The following is a 20,777-nucleotide window of genomic DNA, read 5'->3' as shown; positions in this document are numbered from 1 at the left end:
TGCTTCTCCCGAAAATATGAACCAAAAAAATCCGGGAACCCGAAAAAGCCTGTCATATGAATCACCGGAAGTTCCAAAAGGCACATTCCGGGATTGTAAGCGCTCGCCAAGATCTCGGCAAGCCCGGACTTTGACTCGTCGCCATGAAAAAAAAAGGACAACAGATCGTATATGCACACGAATTGTTGTCCTTTTCTTATGTAACTTTCCTGTTTTCTTATTTTTCTACAATTTTTCCGATATAGTAAAATCCTTTACACTCATCAAGTCTGACATCTGCAAACTTACCGATCATCGACTCATCCCCCGGAAAATGCACAAGCAGATTATTGCTCAGTCTTCCAGTCATTAATCGTTCATCGTGTTCGTTGTGAGACTCCACAAGCACTCTTTGAACCGTGCCTTCATGCTTCGCACACATACGTGCCGAAATTGTCTGTACTTCTTCAAGAAGGCGTCCAAAACGGTCTTTCACAACTTCATCAGGAATCTGACCTTCCATTACAGCCGCCGGTGTCCCGGTACGCTTCGAATAAATAAACGTAAAAGCGCTGTCATACTCGACCTTACGCACTACGTCCAGTGTCTCCTGAAAATCTTCTTCTGTCTCTCCCGGAAAACCAACAATAATATCAGTCGTCAAAGAAATATCCGGTATTGCCGTTCTTATTTTTTCCACAAGTCCAAGATAATGTTCTTTTGTATACCGTCTGTTCATCTTCTCTAAAATCCGGGTACTTCCTGACTGCACAGGCAGATGCAGATGGCGGCAGATTTTCTTCGACTGCGCCATCACTTCAATCAATTCATCAGAAAGATCTTTTGGATGAGACGTCATGAAACGGATCCGTTCGATTTTATCAATCTTCTCAATCTCCTGAAGAAGCTGCGCAAACGACATCGGATGTTCCAACGTTTTTCCGTAAGAATTTACATTCTGTCCCAAAAGCATTACTTCTACGACCCCGTCTTCTGCCAGTCGCTCAATTTCTCTTATAATCGCTTTCGGATCACGGCTTCTTTCACGCCCTCTTACATAAGGAACGATACAATAACTGCAAAAATTATTGCATCCAAACATAATATTAACCCCTGATTTGAAGGGATATTTTCTCTCGCTCGGCAAATCTTCCACGATCTTATCCGTATCTTTCCATATATCGATCACCATCTTCCCAGAATTCATTCTGGAAACGATCAGTTCCGCAAATTTATAAATATTATGAGTCCCGAAAATCAAATCTACAAAACGATAACTTTTCTTCAGCTTTTCCACAACTTCCGGTTCCTGCATCATACAGCCGCAAAGTGCGATCATCATATGCGGATTCTTTTTCTTAATCCTGCCCAGCTGCCCTAAACGTCCGTAAACTCTCTGATTTGCGTTCTCCCGAACAGTACACGTATTATAAATGACAAAATCTGCCTTTTCCTCATCCGGTTCTTCGACATACCCGATCTGTTCCAATATGCCGACCAGTTTTTCCGAATCCCGCGCATTCATCTGACAGCCAAATGTTGTGACACAGAATGTAAAGCTTCGTTTCTCCTGCTCCATAAGCTTTGCCAGATTTTCTTTCGCCTTTTCTATAAAATAATATTGTCTTTCCGGTTCTGTCACCGGAATTTGCATCTCTGCCTCTGCCGTTATCAATGTTTTCTTCTCCATATTCTTCCTCTTATCCATCACACAAACTGGTTTCTGCCCACATCATATGTATAATCGATCAACTCTAATTTCTCGATCAATTCCTTTTTGTCAATCTCCATATCCTCACATAATGCATCCAGCGTCGAATAATAATCTCTTAATTTTGTATTTACAACGCTTAAAAGCATCACCGGATCTTTCGGCAGTCTTGATGACATGTGATCATCTCCTTTTCCGTAATAATATAATCCACCCGTACATCATGTACGTCCGACTCGATCTTTTCCACACATTGAAGATCAAATGCAATCGCTGCTTTTACGCAGTCTGCATCTTCCAAATAGGAATCATAATAACCCCCGCCGTATCCGATCCTGCCGCCGTATCTGTCAAAAGCAATCCCTGGTACAATCATAAGCATCTCTTGTTCCCCTTTTGAAACTTTCGGACACCATGCCCCAGGTTCCGGTATGTTATAACACCCGGGCGCCAAATCCGACATACTTCGGATCAGAGCAAACTCCATATTCCTCTTCCCCGTCACCCGCGGAACAGCGACATGCTTTCCTCTCCGAAGAGATTCCTCCAATATCTCTTTCGTCGGAACTTCTTCCCCGAAAGAAACATAACAGCACACAATACGGGCGTCTCTATATATTGACGAGGAAAAAAGGCGCGCCGCGATGACGCGTCCCGCCTCTGCTCTTTCTGATTCAGACATCTCAGCCCGGAGTCTCCTCATAGATTTCCTAATGTCCTGTTTTGTTCCCATATTTTTCTCCGAGATTAATCACCCGTCCGTCTTTTTCTTCAATGTCTATATTATTAAGCTGGCTTCTTAAATTCCGTCTCACAGAATCCATATATTCTGTTCTCAAAATTTTCTGTTCTTTTTTCTCTGCTTCAGTCAATCCTTCTGCTTTTGATTTTCTGTATAATTCATTGATCCTTTCTATCTTCTGTTGATCCATTGTAATTCCTTTCGTACTCTAAATTTTCCTATGACACCTCTTATTTTACAGCTCTGTATTATACACCATTTCTCCGATTCCGTCCACCGTCATTGTGCCTCTGCTGTTTTCCCTGCCCATCACTTCCCCAACTGCCTGTTCTAACTTGAATAATTTTCCAAAAAAGCGTACAACTCTTCCACCGTTTCAATCCGCTTTCCTGACGCAATTTCCTGCCGTACTTCTTGCGGAAGATCTGATGTTTGGATCTCCGTAAATTCATAAATTGTTTTTCGGTCATCTAGATACACAACGATAAATCCGTGAAGTTCCTGGAGATAGAATCCATTTTTTTCTTCTCCTTTTACTGCTTCACCTTCTGCTGCAATACTTTCCGTTTTTTCTGTTTCTTCTTTTCTTTCACTTAATTTTTCCATATGCCTGTCCATAGAATACTCATAAGACATCTTATATGCAAGCGTTATAAACAGGAGAAACACTGCTCCGGCACACAAAAAGCCGATCCTGTATTTTGAGTTCATATCATCTACCCCTTTTCTATACAGTATCAGCTTTTTTCTTGATTTTATTCACTTTATTTGTGCTATTCTTCCCTTGACGGCATCAATCTCAACGTCTGACACCAGCCTAAGATCCGCGTTCCCATCGGAAGCGCCTGAATATCTTTCTCAGAAAGAGCGCCTAATTTCAAAATAAGGACTCCATAAACGATGACTGCCACAAAAATTGCCAAAACCGTCGGAATCACTCTTCCTCCAATCAAACGATCCAGCCCAAAATGAACCCCATATGTGACAGCTCCCATAATCGCAGAAGCGATCAACGGTTTTACAAAAGTTCTCCGAAGATTGATTCGAAATCCACATACTTGACGGATTTTTCTCTGATTCAAAACACACATAATCACCGCAAACACAATATTGCTTCCCACAAGGGCATATACGTTCCATTTAAATACAGTCAGCATCAACACAAGCGCCCCTAAATGAATAACAAGAGCAGCGGCAGCATTCTTAGCCGGAGAGGATAAATAGTTTAATCCCTGTAAAACTGCGTTCGTAATCGTAGACCATCCATACAAAATGATCACTACAGATCCCAACATCAAAAGCTGTGCCGGTACTTTTCCTGCATCATTATAAAGAAGCACCATGAGTGGAGATGCCAGAACAAGAAATCCCACGCAGCTTGGAAGAGTAATAATCGTTGTCAGCCGAAGCGTCTGATCAATCTGATAATGCGTCTTTCTTTTATTTCTCGCCATTACGACTGTCGTAAGCGCCGGAACGATGGATGTACTCAGCGCATACGGAATCGACATCGGCACATTGATAAGGGGATCGTATTTTCCGGTATAGATTCCTTGCAGCGCCATATACTCACTTTCTGTAAATCCCTGTGCATCCATAATATGATTGAAAATCGTAAGGTCTAATATCTGATTGATGTTATAGATCGCCGTACTGAAGATCACAGGAATCGCCGTCATGACAAGCACTTTCAATATATGAGAGTAGGTTTCCTTTTCCTTTGTGTGATCTCTTTTGATCTGCCGGCGTATCCCGCCTTTAAAGATCCAAAGAACAAATAGCAGAAACAAAAGTCCTGCCGCCGCTCCGACTACTGTTCCCAGCGTACCGCCCGCAGCGCCGTAAGCCGGCCCCAAAAGCTTTTCTCCTGCCTTCTCGCCTGCGCGGCTTCCCATTCCGAAGAGAACGCTTGCTCCTATAATACTTACAACCGCATTAATGATCTGTTCGATGATCTGCGACACTGCAGTCGGAACCATTGTTCCTAATCCTTGAAAATAACCTCTTAAGACTGCCATGACAGCAACGATCAGAAGTCCTGGTGCAAGAACTTTAAGTGCATAAATGCTAAAAGGCGCCTTCATCATATGCTCTGAAATCGCCCCTGCACCTAAAAAGATTGCAAGGGATATAATCAGACCTACAGAAACTGCAAACAGTAAGGAACATAAAAATACCCGGAATGCATTGCGCCGCTGCCCCACGGCCATTCTCACCGATACAAGCTTTGATACCGCAGTCGGAAGACTTAATGATGAGAGCATAAGTGCAATCGCATAAACCTGATAGGCATATCCGTAAAACCCGTTTCCCTCATCTCCTAATATATTCGTCAAAGGGATCCGGTACACAACACCGATAATCTTTGTGATTACAACCGCTACAGCTAAAATCGACCCCTGCGCGATGTAATCCTCTCCCCTTGTTTTTTTTCTTCGATTTGCCTGTGTATCCTCCATAGTTGTTCTCCTTTTATCCAGTGATTTTGATCCTGCAAGCATTTATCTTGTTATGTTTACAAGTTCCATAATCTTTCTTTGACGCGTCTCCATATCAATTCTTTCCTCTTCTTCCATATGGTCATATCCAAACAAATGAAGCATACTATGCGCGATCAAAAATGCATATTCCCGAAGAGGAGAATGACCGTATTCTTCCGCCTGCGTAAATACTTTGTCTACTGAAATCACAATATCGCCAAGCATCAGTTCCCCTGTCTCGGGATGAAACAAATCCATCTTGTCTTCCAAATGAGAAAAATCTCCCGGAGTGTCGTAATCTATCATCGGAAACGACAGTACATCCGTAGTCCGGTCGATCTGACGGTGCGTCCGATTCATCTCTTTCATCTCCTCATCTGTTGTAAGGAGCAGATTAATCTCGGTTTCGTACGGACATCCGACATAATCAAGCGCCGTTCCGATTACAAGTTTTGCAACTTCTTCCGCATCAAATGGCAGTTCTCTTTCCGTTTCTATTTCCATAAACAGACTCATGCTTTTTTCCTCCTGCCATTTTTATTTTTCGGACTGTTCTTTTTCTCATATTCTTCATATGCACGGACAATCTTTTGTACAAGCGGATGTCTTACAACATCCTTGCTTGTCAGACTACAGATGCTTACACCTTCCAAATCCTTCACAACTTTGACTGCTACATCCAAACCAGAAACCGTTCCTGCCGGAAGGTCTTTTTGCGTAGAATCTCCCGTAACAACGACTTTTGATCCAAATCCGATTCTTGTCAAAAACATCTTCATTTGAGCCGGAGTCGTATTCTGCGCTTCATCAAGAATAATAAACGCATTATCCAAAGTCCTTCCTCGCATATAAGCCAGCGGAGCGACTTCGATCAATCCTTTCTCCGAATTTTTCAAAAAACTTTCCGCTCCCATAATCTGATAAAGAGCGTCATATAACGGCCGTAAATACGGATCGATCTTGCTTTGAAGATCTCCCGGAAGAAATCCGAGTTTTTCCCCTGCCTCGATTGCCGGACGAGTCAAGATGATCCTGCTTACGTCATTTCGCTTGAAAGCCGTAATCGCCATTGCCATTGCCAAATACGTCTTTCCTGTTCCCGCCGGACCAAGTCCGAACGTAATCATCCCATCTCTAATAGCATCTACGTATTTTTTCTGCCCAAGTGTTTTCGGCTTGATCGGCTTTCCCTGCAGCGTATGACAGATCAGATCTCTGTCAATCTCTACAATACCTTCCTCCTGATCTTCAAACACAAGAGAGATCGCATAATCCACATTCTGCTCCGTAATCGTATTACCGCGCCGTGACAGTTCCAAAAGCTGAGTCAATACCCGGCGAGTCTTCTCCGCCGCTGCGTTCTCTCCTACAATTTTCATATTGCCATCCCGTGCAATCAAAGTGACACGAAATGTCCGTTCTATTTTTTTTGCGTAAACGTCAAACTGCCCAAACACATTCGCCTCGTGCTCCGCAGGTATATCAATCATCAGTTCCGACAGACTCATCCGATTCTTTCCTTTCGATCGTTTTTATTTCTGTATCTGCCTTCTCTGTAATCCTCTCATTCAAATAGAGTGTACCCATTGCTTTGGCAGATTTTTCATACAGATGTATTTTAACACTATTTTCTCTTATTTGAATACCTTTTTCCTGTAAATCTTTGCAAAATTGCTTAAAATCTTTACTCAAAAGTGATCTCATCTCTTCCTTTGTATATATTTTTTCACGAAAGTGATATGATCTAGCGCTTTCCATCCCATAAGAAATGGGAAGATAAAAATTTTCTCCTGCTTTCACGCCATATTTTTTTGATGCGATTTCATATCGTTTCGACTTCATCTTTACGCTCCCTAAAGAAAGCTGTTTTCCGTTTATCTGCACAAAAATACGATGTTTTTCCGTTTTATCATACACCTTTTCCTGATATGTTGCCGCTATTTCGTCTTCATACTCGATCTGCGTATCCGCAAAAATATCCGCATCCGAATGACAATATTTGTATCCGATCACTTCCATACTGTCATTGATGATTTCTACCCGTCCACTGACAAGGATATCACCTTTTTTCACAGTATCACCTATGTGTACCTGAGGCACGCCGGTTCTCGTTACGATCTTTGTGATAACCCCGTCTGTAGATGCGATCAGATCAACTGCTTTCCCTTCTTCCTTTTCTTTCTCCTCGAAAGAATCTTCGTTCTCCTTAATCTGAATTTTCAGTCTGCTCCCGTCTACCGATGCAGAAACCCACACAATATCGTCGTATTCTGTACGAATTTCTTTTACGATCTTCTGACAATCCACTTCCTTTTTCAACATTCCCGCAAAAACGCCTTTCTCTCTCAAAAAGAGGGATAACGCTTCATCCGTCCGCGTTTCATTCCCCGTAAAATGGATATCCCATATAAATACAGAATAAATCTGCAATAAAAAAAGACAAAGAAAAATCCCGGCAAAAAACAGTTTTCGGCTCCGGTTTTTATAAAGAAAAAAAGGAAAACCGTGCCGCTCTTTTACACAGACTTTCGTATGTGTTTTCTTCGCAAAAGAGCGGATCTTTTTAAAATCGGCTATGCTCATGCAAAGTTCATAGCAATGATCGCCATACGCCAGTCCCCATATCAAAATATGATGATAGGAACACATATTCAAAAATCGTTCCGGTGAATATCCTTTGATCTGAAGTTTCACATAACCTTTCAAATACCGAATTGCTTTTTCAATCATCAGGAATGCCTCCCCTCCTGAAACTCGATCAAAGTGATTCCCCCGGTAATCTTCATCTCATCATTCGTATAAAATTCAATTTCCAAATGTTCGCCTTTCAGTTGTATCTGTCCGTGCTTTGTCCTGACACGTACAATCGAATCTGTATATTCCGTAATCCCACTGTAGTTCTCAATACACACTTCTGTCGTACCAAGTACAGTAACGACGGAAGCTCCCATAACAACATCTTTTGGCATACTTGCAGCCGATGCCAGTTTCCTTTTTATCTGTTCTTTTTCCATATAAAAATGCCACACATACGCCTTTTATAGCAAGTATATGTGCGGCACTTTCTGTCCTATTCTTTTTTCCTCTTCCAAAGAATTTCTTATCAAAATCTATTCTATGCTATCCTTCATAATCAAGACATGCTCTCTCTGTCACAAATGGTCTTACATAAGTATCTGCTACAGCCACATGAGCCGGATGTTTTGCATAAACAGAAATATCCTCTGCCTTTTCCAATGTGCTCACAAGCGCCATATCATGTGTGCTTGATCCAAGCGGCTGTTCAACAAATTCAAGCGACAAAAGTCCCGGAACTTTTCCGACGAGCGCCGTAAGGTTTTCTTTCATTTCTTTTTTCAATCCTGCTTTTTTACTTTCTTCTATTTCCGGTTTAAATTTCCACATTACAATATGATATACCATTTTTTCTTCCTCTTTTCTATTTTTAATATACATTTCCTAATTTCCTATGCAGTTTGCACTTCTCCGTTTCTCATAAAACGCAGTGCCTTTTTGAATCGTACGGTAAAAAGAATCGCCGTAAAAGTCACTGCCAACACATCCGCGACAGGTTCCGCCAAATAGACAGCCATCGTCTTATCAGAAGAAAACAGCGCCGGCATAATATAGACCAGCGGAAGTAAAAGAACAAACTTACGCATCACCGCCACAACGATTGATTCCGCAGCTCTTCCAAGTGCATTAAACGTCATCTGACACGCCATCTGAATTCCGAAAATCACCATGACCGCCATATAAATTCGAAGAGCTGTCCGGGTAAATACAATCAACTCTGCTTCTGTAGTAAACATTCCCACAAAAAAGTCTGGGAAGAGCATAACCGCACCCCACAAAATCGCTGAGTAGAAAAGACTTACTTTCAGCAGCAGTTTAAACGCGCCCTTTACCCGGTTTGCATTTCCTGCTCCATAATTATAACTGATGATCGGCTGTGCTCCCTGCCCTAATCCCTGGAGCGGAAGCATCGCAAACTGCATTACACTTGTCAGAATTGCCATTGCACTCACTGCTGTATCTCCTCCATATCTTTGAAGAGATGAATTAAAGCAAACTGAGATTACACTTTCACTTGCCTGCATAACAAAGGTTGCTAAACCAAGCGCCAAACAAGGAAAAATGATCGCCGGACGAAGAAGGAGATTTTCTTTTCGGATCTTTAGCAGCGTCTTCTTTCCCATCAAGAAAGAAACAACCCAAATACAGGATAACGCCTGCGATATGATTGTTGCAAGGGCAGCTCCTTTCACACCCATTTTAAATCCGAAGATAAAGATCGGATCTAGCACAATATTGGAAACTGCACCGATCAAAACGGACAGCATTCCTGTCTTTGCAAATCCCTGAGCAGTGATAAACACATTCATTCCCAGCGTAAGTTCTACAAAAATCGTACCGACGGCATAAATATTCATATAGCTGACCGCGTACTCGATGGACTCACTGCTGGCGCCAAACAGCATAAGCAGATCTCTGCTCCATATAAGGAGTACCGCCGTCAAAACAACAGAGATCATAATCTGCATTGAAAAACAGTTCCCGAGAATCTTCTCTGCTGTTTTATTATCTTTCTTTCCCATAAAAATTGACGCCCGAGGAGACCCTCCGTAACCTACAAGCGCCGCAAAGGCCGATACGAGCATGATCAACGGCATACACACTCCGACTCCGGCAAGTGCAGAAACTCCAACATTCGGAATGTGTCCGATATAGATCCTATCCACAAGGTTATACAGCATATTGATCAACTGTGCCGCCACCGTCGGAAGAGCTAGTTTTAAAAGCAATTTTCCGATCGGCTCTTTTCCTAAGAACGCTTTTTCTTGTTCCATCTTTTATCTCCTGTCTCTCCATGATTGATTTTTAACCATAGAGAACATTATAATTCTTCTCCGTCAACTGTCAAGACAAAAACAGGATTTACCGGATACTGCGTCTTTGCACATTCTCTGTAATACCGCTCTATCTTTCCGTAATGTAATCACCGGAAGTGCCAAAAAGCACATTCCGGGATTGTAAGCAGTCGCCAAGGTCTCGGGCAAACCCGAACTTTGGCTCATCGCCATGCAAAAATCCCCGCTCCACCTCCTGGTGGAACGAGGATTTTCTTCACGCTCTTGCTCTTCACTTATAAAATCCGATCGAAACGTTCCCTTAAAAGGAATCAATTTTACCGCACACAAATCTTAAAATTTTCCTCAAATCTTTTATATCCACATTGTTGTCTTTTTCTACATCAGCCGCAAGCTTCTGTGTTTCATTCAATTCTGTTTTCTGACATATGCTGCGCAATACGATGCGGACATCTCCGATCGCAACATTTCCATCCAAGTCCACATCTCCCTTTTTATATTCAGAAGCATCTGCCACAAAAGTACATCCATTTTCCTTCGCAAAAGTCTCTGCATATGTCCCTCTGTTTCCATAAACCGTAACCTGCTTTAAATTCACTCCGTTAAATGCGTCTGCCTCAACAGATTCCAAACTATCCGGAAGATATAATTCTTTAATGCCTGTACAATAATTAAAAACATACGGCATAATGGTCTTAATTCCTTCCTCCAATTCTACTTTCGTAATGTTTGACCTTGAATTAAATGTTGTGTTGTCCAACACAACCGTTCCCGGCACTTTCACTTCCGTTTTTGCTTCCGGAATCGTCAACAGCAACGTCTTCTCTTTGTTATAGATACATCCGTCATAAGAGGAATACTTACTGTTTGCCTCTTCCACATGGATATTCTTCAAATTCCCACATACAAAAGTCTCTTTCTCATCATACCATTCCGTCTCTTTTGGAATTGTAAAACTCTCGTCTGCTTTTGCGGCCGGATAACATAAGATTTCTTTCAGATCCTTTGTAAAAAGTACTCCATCCACGGAGGCATAAGCCGTATTTCCTTCGTCTACATAAATTGCCTGCAAAGAAGTCGCTCCAGATATCCCCTGCGTATTAACATAAGTAACTCCCTTCGGGATATCCAACGTTTTCAATGTACTGTTAAAAATATTGGATGACACAGATACAATATCCAAACCGTTAAATGTCTCCGGAATTTTCACCTCTGTCGTTCCGTCCTTTACTCCCACTACAGAAATACCGTTTGAAAAACCGACCATCGTATTATTCGCGCCGTTCAAACGAACCTGCACAAGATCCTGTGTTTTATGAGATCCTGAGAACCATTTTACGTCCGGTGCAAAATATTGTTCAGGATATGATGCTCCCCACGTACTGTCAGAGAAAAACCATTTTCCACCTGCATATACGATATTCCATGCATGACCCTGTCCGCCTGCCCAGCCGATAACATAAACTGCCGGAATACCTGCCGCATTAAGCATCGCTTTATACAGATTCGAATACCCTCCGCATACGGCTACTTTCTTCTTAAAAACATCATAGGGAGCAAGCCCGATATCTGTATCATTTGCCCCTGCATACCGTACATTTTTCACAATCCAGTTATAAATAAGTCCTGCCTTTTTATAATCGTCTGTCTCTCCCTGCACAATATCATTTTCAACAAACGCTTTGATTTCCTGTGCCTGTCCGTCGGTCATCGGAGCCAAAGACTGATCCCATGTCTTCAACTCCTCTTTATCACAATACTGAAGAAGGTTCAGCGCGTCTTGATTATACGTCAAATTAACCTCTTCCTTCGCCAGATCATAAATTGCCGGATCATTCTCAACCGCATATGCCGGAACGGATGTCACCACTGTCGCAACTGCCGCTGCAAATATCAAAACACCTCTTTTTATCTGTCTTGTCTTTCTCATTCTTTTTTCCTCTTCCATATTCTTATTATAAACTACTATATACTTCTAAAAAATATCATATTTAGGGAAATACTTCAATAACTTTATCTTCTTTTCTGCCTATATTTTCGTCTGTTTTCACATCTGATTTTCCAACCTTTCTGCCTTCCTAAAATCATACAGAAAAATCTTATTTTTCCTTGCAAACACTGTTTAACAAACTTTTTATATCTTTGAGCTGTTCCCCGGAATACAGCTTTCCGTCAATATATAAATTAGGGGAAGTCCTGCACTGTTTCAGACAATTTCTTGTGCGCAGTTCAAATCGTCCGTCAGCCGAAATGCCATCCTTTTTTATTCCCAATTCCAGTCTAAGATTTTTCAGAATTTTCATTCCGTCTTTTTTTCCGCAGCGTTCGCCTGTACAGGCAATGATCTCATGCGCCTGCTTTGTTTCCTTAATGCTTGGATACATTTTAATTAAACAATCCAAGAATTTGTCCGTAATCCCTGTAGTCTCCAAAACGCGCTGTTTTAGTTTCGAAGTGATACACCCTTCTGCTTCTTGAAGCTCTCTTAACAAGGCAATCACCATTTCCTGACTTCCCTTATCACGTTGTTTCCCATAATAAGCAAATATTTCTTCTATTTCTTCATTGTGCAGAAGCTCCTTTCCCGTTTGTTCCAGTGAACAGCTTTCTTTTTCTTTCAACATTCCTTCCCTTCCTTTCTCATTTTTTATGTGATACATTTTTCATATATTTTCCATTCTTTCCTAAAACAATTCTCTGACAATTCTTCAATTTGTCTTAAACAAATTTTTATTGACAAAGAATGGTTCCGCTAGTATAATGCCTCGTTGACTATCAGAAATTCAATCGAGGTGGACAACATTATGACATTTTATCAGGAACTTCAGCTTAATCAGGCCGGATCCAAATCGCTTATTGAAAATTGTAAAACACCAAAGGAAAAATTACATCATCTTTTCATTTATATTTTTAAAGTTTTCATAAATGTAGCATTTTGTGTTGCGTTTGTCACCGCATACAGTATGTTTTTCGGAAAGGATAACAGCATCGTAGGCGTCGTGATCCTGCTCTGTATTCTCGTATTCCGAAATGTCGATCTCGGCATCTATGCTCCTCAAAGCCTTTTATCGCTTTCCGCCATTTTCCTTATTCTTACATTTGGACCGAAAGCGGCTAATCTGCTCGGAACATTCGGAGGACTGCTCATAAACTTTGTATGTATCTGGATCCTCATGGTACTCGGATGCCACAACGTAATCTATTACAATCATTCAACACTTGTGCTTGGATATCTTTTGCTGTTCGGATATGACGCATCCGGAAGCGCTTATACGATGCGTCTTTTTGCCATGTTGTTTGGATTTATATTAACAGGACTTATTTTTTGGCGCAATCACAGAAAGAAAACATATAAACGCGGACTGAAAGATCTTTTTGACGAATTTGATCTTCATTCTTCCAGAAGCCGCTGGCAGCTTTTGATGGCTTGCGCTGTTTCAAGCGTAATTTTTATCGCTTCGATCTTAAATCTTCCGAGAGCGATGTGGGCAGGAATTGCAGCTATGTCCGTTCTGCTTCCATTCCGCGCAGATATCAAAAAACGGGTATGCGGACGAATTCCGGGCAACCTGCTCGGCGGACTGATCTTTTTATTTGTTTTCCCTCATCTTCCCGCCGAACTTTACAGTGTTGTCGGAATCATCGGAGGAATCGGCGTCGGATTTTCTGCAAGCTACGGATGGCAGGCTGTATTTAACTCCTTGGGAGCAATGATGATCGCCGTCAGCGTCATCGGTTTCCCCGGTGCTGTATTTTTCAGAATCGCCCAAAATATTTTCGGATCTTTGTACGCTCTTTGTTTTGAAAAAATATTTCACATTGTAACAGAACGAACCTTTAAAGCACAAGAGTGATTTCCATTTTATTATTTATGGTACGGCTCTCTGTGAATAATCCTGTAACTTCTGTATATTTGTTCTAACAGGATCACTCTCATCAACTGATGCGGAAACGTCATTTTGGAGAAGCTAAGGGCATAATCGGATCTGGCGAGGACTTCTTCTCCCAATCCGATTGAGCCGCCGATAACAAACGCAACATTGCTTTTCCCTTTGAGTCCCAGTTCCTCAAGCTTTGCAGATAATTCTTCCGAAGAGAGCATTTTCCCGCCGATCTCCAATGTGATCACATACATATCTTCTTTGATGTGCTTCAGAATGCGCTCTCCTTCTTTTGTCCGAATCGAATTTTCCACCGCTTCACTCGCCTGATCCGGCGTTTTTTCATCTGCAACTTCTATCACAGTCAATTTGCAGTATTTACTCAATCTTTTTGAATATTCCGCAATCGCATCTTTTAAATATTTTTCTTTTATTTTTCCTACGGTAATCAATGTAATCTTCATCTTTTCAATTTATTCCTTATACACATACAATTCGTGGAGCGCCCGTGTCGCACTAATATAAAGCGCCTGTTTTTCGAAAGGATTCTTTCTTTTTCCTTTTACAACAAACACCTGGTCAAATTCCAGCCCTTTTGCCAAGTAATAAGTTGTCACAGTTAATCCTTTATGAAAAGCAGATGTATTCCGATCTACATAGGACGCCGTAATTCCCCGCGTCTCAAGAAGTCTGTAAATATCAAACGCCTCTTCCTCACTCATGGCGATTACTGCCGCTGTTTCATATGCTTCTTTTTCCTTCGTTTCCTCTTCATTTTCTTCTGTTTTCTCGAGATTTAAATTAGATTCAATCGCGGCAAATATTTCCTCATCGCTCTCAAACGTTCTTTCTTCTACTTCTTTTCCATGCCTGTCCAAAAATTCAATTTCTTCCGTATGCCCGATTTTGCCGGCATAATCAGCTATCTCTCTCGTATTGCGGTAGCTTTTATTCAAAATAACAGTTCGTATATTTTTTCCAAATATTTTCGGCAAAAATTTCAAAACATCTTGTTGTTCTTTTCCCAATGTCTGTGCCCCGTCTCCGAGTATGGTCATCTTACAATCGAACAACCCTTTCAAAATAAGATACTGCAAATAAGAATAATCCTGCATCTCATCGATCACGAGATGCTTAATATTTTTATGTTCATTCCGGCCGGTCAGCCTGTACTTGACATAAAGCATCGGAAAGACGTCTTCATATTGGATTTTTCTGCGCTCATAAGGCAAATCCGACATCTGTTCCCTTCCACACTCTGAAAGCAATTTGTTATAAATTGCATATATATCTTTTGTTTCATACATTCTGTCAAATTTTTTCCTAAGAAATTCCCGGTCGTCCTCCTCGATATTTCTCCCTTTTAACGTCTCATAGGAATCAATAAAATATTCCATCACTGCGTCCATTCTTTTCAGAAGCGGAATCTGATAAAACTTAGAATAAAACAAACGAATGATCTCCTCTTCTGACAAACTCATTCCGCGAAATTCAATTTCACGAAAATCCATCAGTTCATCTTCAAGCACTGCAAAAAAGCCTTCTGCTTCACTGACGAATTCAGCCGACTGTTTCCATTCAAACCGCTCCTGCGCTTTCGGATCGTCAAACCGCATCATTCGCTCCAACTGATCATATCTGTCCTCACAATCTGCTGCTGTATCTTGCAGTTCTTTATAAGCAAACAGATCAAAACTCATCTCTTTTATATTTTCTTCTCCCAGTTCCGGCAAAATGTGAGAAATATAGTCAGCAAACACACTGTTCGGAGAAAGGATCAGCACATCGGAGGATTTCAAATTTTTCCGGTCATGATAAAGCAGATAAGCGATCCTGTGAAGTGCAATGGACGTTTTTCCACTTCCAGCCGCTCCTTGTATGACAAGAATTTTATCTTTCGTATTTCGAATGATCGCATTCTGTTCTTTTTGAATTGTCCGAACAATATTTTTCAGCTTAACATCTCCACTGTTTCCAAGCTCCTGTTTCAGAATTTCATCATCAATCTTCACATCGCTTTCAAACCCATAGATCATCTTTCCGCCGCGTATTTTATACTGCCATTTCGAACAAACTTCTCCTCGAATCACTCCTGAAGGCGCTTCATAGAATGCCTCTCCTTTATCGAAATCATAAAACAAACTGCTCACAGGCGCTCTCCAATCATAAATCAACGGAGTCTTTCCCGCCCCTTCACTGAAATTACCTATCCCTATATAAAAAGGCTCTGCATCTTCTTCTGCTTCAAACAAAAAATCGACTCTGCCGAAAAAAGGGGAATCTGCCATTTTTTCGAATCTATGCATCAGCTTTGACTTGTCTCGATTCGCATTGACTTGCTGCAGCAATGCCTGCTGATTGTCATAATCTTCATACCCATATTGATCCATCTCTGTATAATTTTCCCAGTAATAATCGTGCATATTCTCGATCTCTTTCAATCCTTGATCGAGGTCTTTTCTGATTTCTGCCAGCCGGTTATTTAATTTTATATTCACATCTTCCAGAAAAAGCTTTCCATCAAACTGCCTGTTGTCTGTTCTCATCTGATTCTCCAGTCTGTTTTTCTTCTATTCTTTCAGCGTTTCAAACAGGTCAGCTGCTCTTTTTCTTCTTTACTGACTCTGTAAGACTCTCTGATTTTTTGTATTGCCTTATTATGTGTAAAATCGTCCAGCATATCCCTTTCAAGAAATCTTCTTGTCTTCTCTTGAAATTTCACATAACATACCGATAATGCCCATGCATTTCCCATTCTCACATAATACCCTTCATGGTCAATGCCGCCAAAAATCTGAAGCAGCTCATCAATATGCTCCTCATCTGCAAAATGTGACATCAACGCAACAATCATAAAACGCAGTTCAAATTCGTTCCTGCTCTCTTTGTATTTTTTCAAATATTCAAACCAAAATTGCGGTTCCTGTTCCATAAATTTATAACTCATCGTACAGCTGTCGCACACCGCCCAGTTACTGATCTTTGGAACGAACTCATCCAGCCGCTTTTTTTGCTCCTCTTTTGCCGCTTTCATATAGGCAATAACAAGCCCCCAAACAAGAAATTCTTCATGATAAGAGTCTTCTCCAAAAAGAGCATATGCCTCATCCAAATATTGTATACCATGATCTCTTGCCACTTTTTTTGCAATTTTCCGCAAAGCGGGAAGTCGAACTCCTATAACATTCTTCACTCCCGGAAGCAGTCTCTCATTAAATTGTTTGTAATCCTCTTCCGCCAAATTTTTCAGTTCTTCTCTTATCTGCTGAACCATTTTTCGTCTCCTGCTATCACATGTTATGATTTTACAAAAACTTTTTCAGAGCAAAAATTTTCTCTGCATTTATATCTCTTCGATATATTAAGAAAGCTCCCTCTCCAAATCCGGAAAGAGAGCTTATTCTTATTTTTCTTTATTTCTTTTTATTTTTCTTTATTCTTCAAATACTCATCAATACCTTTTGCCCCGGCTTTTCCTGCGCCCATCGCAAGTATAACCGTAGCAGCTCCTGTAACGGCGTCTCCACCTGCGAACACACCTTCTTTTGAAGTCTGTCCGTTTTCTTCATCGGCAACTATACATTTTCTGCGATTTACATCCAAACCTTTTGTTGTTGAAGAAATCAATGGGTTTGGGGAAGTTCCAAGAGACATGATCACAGTGTCAACTTCAATATCATACTCAGATCCTTCGATCTCTACCGGTCTTCTTCTTCCTGAAGCGTCCGGCTCTCCAAGTTCCATTTTAACAACTGTCATGCTTGTAATATTTCCGTTATCGTCTACATTAATCTTCTTCGGATTTGTCAGAAGATCAAAGATTACTCCTTCTTCTTTTGCATGATGAACTTCCTCAACTCTCGCCGGAAGTTCTGCTTCGCTTCTTCTGTAAACAATGTGTACTTCCGCTCCGAGACGAAGTGCTGTTCTTGCGGCATCCATTGCCACATTTCCTCCTCCTACGACAGCTACTTTCTTACCTGCCGCGATCGGAGTATCATAAGAATCGTCGAATGCTTTCATCAGATTGCTTCTTGTAAGGTATTCATTTGCAGAAAATACTTCATTTGCATTCTCACCCGGAATACCCATGAACATCGGAAGTCCTGCTCCTGAACCAATAAACACAGCTTCAAATCCTTCCTCTTCCATGAGCTGATCGATCGTTGTAGATTTTCCGATTACAACGTTTGTCTCAAATTTTACGCCAAGTTCTTTTACCTTCTCAATCTCTTTTGCAACAATCTTCTGTTTCGGAAGACGGAATTCAGGAATTCCATATACAAGCACTCCTCCAAGTTCATGAAGCGCTTCAAATACCGTTACATCATATCCGAGCTTCGCAAGATCTCCTGCACATGTAAGACCTGACGGACCTGAACCGATCACAGCAACTTTATGGCCGTTCTTTTCTTCTGCACCAACCGGTTTAATATCATGCTCCAATGCATAATCCGCAACAAATCTTTCCAGTTTTCCGATTGAAACCGGCTCTCCTTTAATTCCGCGGATACATTTTCCTTCACACTGTGATTCCTGAGGACATACTCGTCCGCAGATTGCCGGAAGGGCGCTTGATTTTCCGATTACTTTATATGCTTCTTCAATATTTCCTTCTTTTACTTCCTGAATAAAAGCAGGAATATCAATGGAAACCGGACAGCCCTGAACACATTTTGCATTCTTACAGTTCAGGCATCTGGAAGCTTCTTCCATCGCTTCTTCCATGTTATAACCAAGACATACTTCCTCAAAATTTGTCGCACGTACCTTCGCATCCTGCTCTCTGACAGGAACCTTTTTCAATACATCTGCCATTATTCGTCACCTCCGCAATGTCCGCATCCGCCATGATGAGTATCGCCTTCCTGAAGTTTCAACAAAGCGCGTCCTTCTGCAGTCTTATACATCTGACTTCTCTTCATCGCCTGATCAAAATCTACAAGGTGTCCGTCAAATTCCGGTCCGTCCACGCATGCAAATTTGATTTCATCTCCAACCTGAAGACGGCAGGCTCCGCACATTCCTGTTCCGTCTACCATGATCGGATTCATGCTGACGATCGTAGGAAGTTCCAGCTTTTTCGTCAAAATACAAACAAATTTCATCATGATCATCGGTCCGATTGCAACACAGACATCATATTTTTTGCCTTCGTTTACAAGCTCTTCAATCATCGTTGTAACCATACCCGCATGTCCGTATGTACCATCGTCAGTACACGGATAATAATTACCTGCAACTGCCTTCATCTCATCTTCAAGAATGAGCATATCTTTCGTCTTTGCGCCGACGATCACATCAGCTTCTATACCGTGCTCTTTGAGCCATTTTACCTGCGGATATACCGGAGCTGCTCCTACCCCGCCTGCCACAAACAGCATTTTTTTATTTTTCAAAGTTTCGAGATCTTCATGAACAAATTCAGAAGCGCATCCGAGCGGTCCTGTAAAGTCACGGAAAGAATCTCCTGCTTTTAATGTTCCCATCTTTGTCGTGGAAGCACCCACTTCCTGAACAACGATCGTGATAGTCCCTGCTTCTCTGTCATAATCACAGATAGTCAGAGGAATACGCTCGCCCTTTTCATCCATCTTTACAATCACAAACTGCCCCGGCTCACAATGACTTGCAACACGCGGCGCGTGTACGTCCATCAAAAAGATCTTGTCCGCCAGTTTTTCTGCTTTTAATATCTTATACATGGTCTTCCTCCTTGAAAATTTCACTCTTCACTATAATACGCCAAAATCCGCTCTATGGCAAGTTGAAAAAATCCGCTGTCACGATATTTCTATCAAGACAGCGGACTTTCCGCTTTTACGCGGGCAAGCCTCTTTTTGTTATAGGCAATCTACAGCAAAACCTGCCCGGCATATACTGAGCACTTATAATCTATAAGTGTCTGCTTCAGTTAAAATTTAGAAATCAACTTCTGTTCCGTAATATGTACATGTAAACAGTTTCTCCATAGCTGCCGGATCGATTGCTCTCGGGTTAGAACCTGTACATGCATCGCCTACTGCAAGTTCAGAGATCTTCGCGATCTTCTCTTTAAACTCATCTTCGTTGATACCGAATTCTTTCAAAGTCTTCGGGATATTCAATCTTACGTTAAACTCATCGATCTTAGCTACAAGACTGTTGATCAATGCTTTCTCAGAATTTCCGTCAAGTCCCATTCTGCGCGCGATCTCTGCGTAACGTTTTGCAGCTACAGGATCTTTTGCATTGTATTGGATTACATACGGAAGGTAAATTGCGTTTGCACATCCGTGCGGAATATGTCCTGTAGAGAAAGCTGCTCCTGTTTTATGTGCCATAGAATGTACGATTCCAAGAAGTGCATTCGAGAATGCCATTCCTGCCAGACACTGTGCATAATGCATCTGCTCTCTTGCTTCCATATTGCAGTTATAAGATGCCGGAAGATAATCCAGTACCATCTCGATTGCCTGTAATGCTAACGGATCAGTGAACGGTCCGTTCAATGTAGAAACATATGCCTCGATCGCATGTGTCAATGCATCCATTCCTGTATAAGCAACCTGTTTTACCGGAAGACCTGCTACAAGATCCGGATCAACAATCGCTACATCCGGTGTAATATTGAAATCAGCCAGCGGATATTTTACTCCTGTCTCATAGTTTGTAATAACAGAGAAGGCTGTAACCTCTGTTGCTGTTCCTGATGTAGACGGAATCGCACAGAATTTTGCTTTCTGTCTCAGTTCCGGGAAGTTAAACGGAGTACATAATTCTTCGAATGTTGTGTCTGGATACTCATAGAATGCCCACATAGCTTTTGCAGCATCGATCGGTGAACCACCGCCCATAGATACGATCCAGTCCGGCTCAAACGTACGCATTGCTTCTGCACCCTTCATAACGGTCTCAACGGACGGATCCGGCTCTACGCCTTCAAACAACTGCACTTCCATTCCTGCTTCTTTCAAATATTCAACTGCTCTGTCAAGAAATCCCTGACGTTTCATCGAACCTCCGCCTACTACGAGGATTGCTTTTTTTCCTTTCAGGTTTTTCAGTTCTTCAAGACATCCTTTTCCGTGATAAATGTCTCTTGGTAAACAAAATCTGCTCATTTCCGACATC

General features: G+C 41.5%; 21 protein-coding genes. 1 reads left to right on the top strand and 20 read right to left on the bottom strand.

Annotated elements, in window-relative coordinates:
* Positions 1–217 precede the first annotated feature (217 nt).
* From miaB to RCH61_RS01390, 14 genes are all read right to left on the bottom strand, one after another.
* Positions 218–1,669: a tRNA (N6-isopentenyl adenosine(37)-C2)-methylthiotransferase MiaB gene (gene miaB, locus RCH61_RS01455; protein WP_306479665.1), complete on the bottom strand. Its 1,452-nt coding sequence runs from the start codon at positions 1,667–1,669 to the stop codon at positions 218–220.
* A 17-nt stretch (positions 1,670–1,686) separates the two neighbouring features.
* Entirely contained in the window at positions 1,687–1,869 is a 183-nt protein-coding gene (locus RCH61_RS01450; protein ID WP_178006223.1) for a DUF4250 domain-containing protein, read from the bottom strand.
* Positions 1,839–2,372 carry a 5-formyltetrahydrofolate cyclo-ligase gene (locus tag RCH61_RS01445; RefSeq protein ID WP_306479664.1) on the bottom strand — a complete coding sequence of 178 codons (534 nt, stop codon included), beginning with the start codon at positions 2,370–2,372 and terminating at the stop codon, positions 1,839–1,841. The genes RCH61_RS01450 and RCH61_RS01445 overlap by 31 nt, the downstream gene beginning before the upstream one ends.
* A 28-nt stretch (positions 2,373–2,400) precedes the next feature.
* Positions 2,401–2,622 carry a DUF896 domain-containing protein gene (locus RCH61_RS01440; protein WP_178006221.1) on the bottom strand — a complete coding sequence of 74 codons (222 nt, stop codon included), beginning with the start codon at positions 2,620–2,622 and terminating at the stop codon, positions 2,401–2,403.
* Positions 2,623–2,762: 140 nt separating this feature from the next.
* Complete coding sequence (locus RCH61_RS01435; protein WP_178006220.1) at positions 2,763–3,143, bottom strand: hypothetical protein; 381 nt, start codon at positions 3,141–3,143, stop codon at positions 2,763–2,765.
* 62 nt (positions 3,144–3,205) lie between these two features.
* Positions 3,206–4,891, bottom strand: coding sequence for a putative polysaccharide biosynthesis protein (locus RCH61_RS01430; RefSeq protein ID WP_306479663.1), 1,686 nt, complete (start codon positions 4,889–4,891; stop codon positions 3,206–3,208).
* A gap of 42 nt (positions 4,892–4,933) precedes the next feature.
* A complete protein-coding gene (gene ybeY / locus RCH61_RS01425; RefSeq protein ID WP_178006218.1) occupies positions 4,934–5,428 on the bottom strand; it encodes an rRNA maturation RNase YbeY in 495 nt (164 codons plus the stop codon).
* Positions 5,425–6,420, bottom strand: a complete 996-nt coding sequence (locus RCH61_RS01420; protein ID WP_178006217.1) for a PhoH family protein — start codon at positions 6,418–6,420, stop codon at positions 5,425–5,427. Before RCH61_RS01420 ends, ybeY begins: the two co-directional genes overlap by 4 nt.
* Positions 6,395–7,642 (bottom strand): sporulation protein YqfD, encoded by a 1,248-nt coding sequence (locus tag RCH61_RS01415; protein ID WP_178006216.1) that lies wholly within the window; start codon positions 7,640–7,642, stop codon positions 6,395–6,397. The genes RCH61_RS01420 and RCH61_RS01415 overlap by 26 nt, the downstream gene beginning before the upstream one ends.
* Entirely contained in the window at positions 7,642–7,926 is a 285-nt protein-coding gene (locus RCH61_RS01410) for a YabP/YqfC family sporulation protein (protein WP_178006215.1), read from the bottom strand. Before RCH61_RS01410 ends, RCH61_RS01415 begins: the two co-directional genes overlap by 1 nt.
* 106 nt (positions 7,927–8,032) lie before the next feature.
* On the bottom strand, positions 8,033–8,368 hold the full coding sequence (locus RCH61_RS01405; protein ID WP_306479662.1) for a Dabb family protein: 336 nt from the start codon (positions 8,366–8,368) through the stop codon (positions 8,033–8,035).
* An 11-nt stretch (positions 8,369–8,379) separates the two neighbouring features.
* Complete coding sequence (locus tag RCH61_RS01400) at positions 8,380–9,762, bottom strand: MATE family efflux transporter (protein WP_306479661.1); 1,383 nt, start codon at positions 9,760–9,762, stop codon at positions 8,380–8,382.
* A 322-nt stretch (positions 9,763–10,084) separates the two neighbouring features.
* The gene (locus tag RCH61_RS01395) at positions 10,085–11,713 is read right to left on the bottom strand and encodes a transglutaminase domain-containing protein (RefSeq protein WP_178006227.1); all 1,629 of its coding nucleotides are present in this window, start codon (positions 11,711–11,713) and stop codon (positions 10,085–10,087) included.
* A 169-nt stretch (positions 11,714–11,882) separates the two neighbouring features.
* A complete protein-coding gene (locus tag RCH61_RS01390; RefSeq protein WP_178006228.1) occupies positions 11,883–12,407 on the bottom strand; it encodes an NADH-quinone oxidoreductase subunit NuoE family protein in 525 nt (174 codons plus the stop codon).
* A 180-nt stretch (positions 12,408–12,587) separates the two neighbouring features.
* Between RCH61_RS01390 and RCH61_RS01385 the strand changes: the two genes are divergently transcribed.
* A complete protein-coding gene (locus tag RCH61_RS01385; RefSeq protein WP_178006229.1) occupies positions 12,588–13,637 on the top strand; it encodes an FUSC family protein in 1,050 nt (349 codons plus the stop codon).
* 11 nt (positions 13,638–13,648) lie between these two features.
* Here the strand turns inward: RCH61_RS01385 and rlmH are convergent, their stop codons facing one another.
* From rlmH to RCH61_RS01355, 6 genes are all read right to left on the bottom strand, one after another.
* A complete protein-coding gene (gene rlmH, locus RCH61_RS01380) occupies positions 13,649–14,128 on the bottom strand; it encodes a 23S rRNA (pseudouridine(1915)-N(3))-methyltransferase RlmH (RefSeq protein ID WP_178006230.1) in 480 nt (159 codons plus the stop codon).
* 9 nt (positions 14,129–14,137) lie between these two features.
* Positions 14,138–16,210: a HelD family protein gene (locus RCH61_RS01375; protein WP_306479660.1), complete on the bottom strand. Its 2,073-nt coding sequence runs from the start codon at positions 16,208–16,210 to the stop codon at positions 14,138–14,140.
* Positions 16,211–16,242: 32 nt separating this feature from the next.
* Positions 16,243–16,938 carry a DNA alkylation repair protein gene (locus RCH61_RS01370; RefSeq protein ID WP_178006232.1) on the bottom strand — a complete coding sequence of 232 codons (696 nt, stop codon included), beginning with the start codon at positions 16,936–16,938 and terminating at the stop codon, positions 16,243–16,245.
* 149 nt (positions 16,939–17,087) lie between these two features.
* Complete coding sequence (gene gltA, locus RCH61_RS01365) at positions 17,088–18,482, bottom strand: NADPH-dependent glutamate synthase (protein ID WP_306479659.1); 1,395 nt, start codon at positions 18,480–18,482, stop codon at positions 17,088–17,090.
* Positions 18,482–19,369: a sulfide/dihydroorotate dehydrogenase-like FAD/NAD-binding protein gene (locus RCH61_RS01360; protein WP_178006234.1), complete on the bottom strand. Its 888-nt coding sequence runs from the start codon at positions 19,367–19,369 to the stop codon at positions 18,482–18,484. The genes gltA and RCH61_RS01360 overlap by 1 nt, the downstream gene beginning before the upstream one ends.
* A 216-nt stretch (positions 19,370–19,585) precedes the next feature.
* On the bottom strand, positions 19,586–20,767 hold the full coding sequence (locus tag RCH61_RS01355) for an iron-containing alcohol dehydrogenase (protein ID WP_178006235.1): 1,182 nt from the start codon (positions 20,765–20,767) through the stop codon (positions 19,586–19,588).
* Between the last annotated feature and the right edge of the window lie 10 nt (positions 20,768–20,777).

Source organism: Mediterraneibacter sp. (assembly GCF_030825015.1).
Classification (GTDB): domain Bacteria; phylum Bacillota; class Clostridia; order Lachnospirales; family Lachnospiraceae; genus Mediterraneibacter.
Note: the sequence above shows the minus strand (reverse complement) of the source record. Positions and strands in the feature narration are given on the sequence as shown.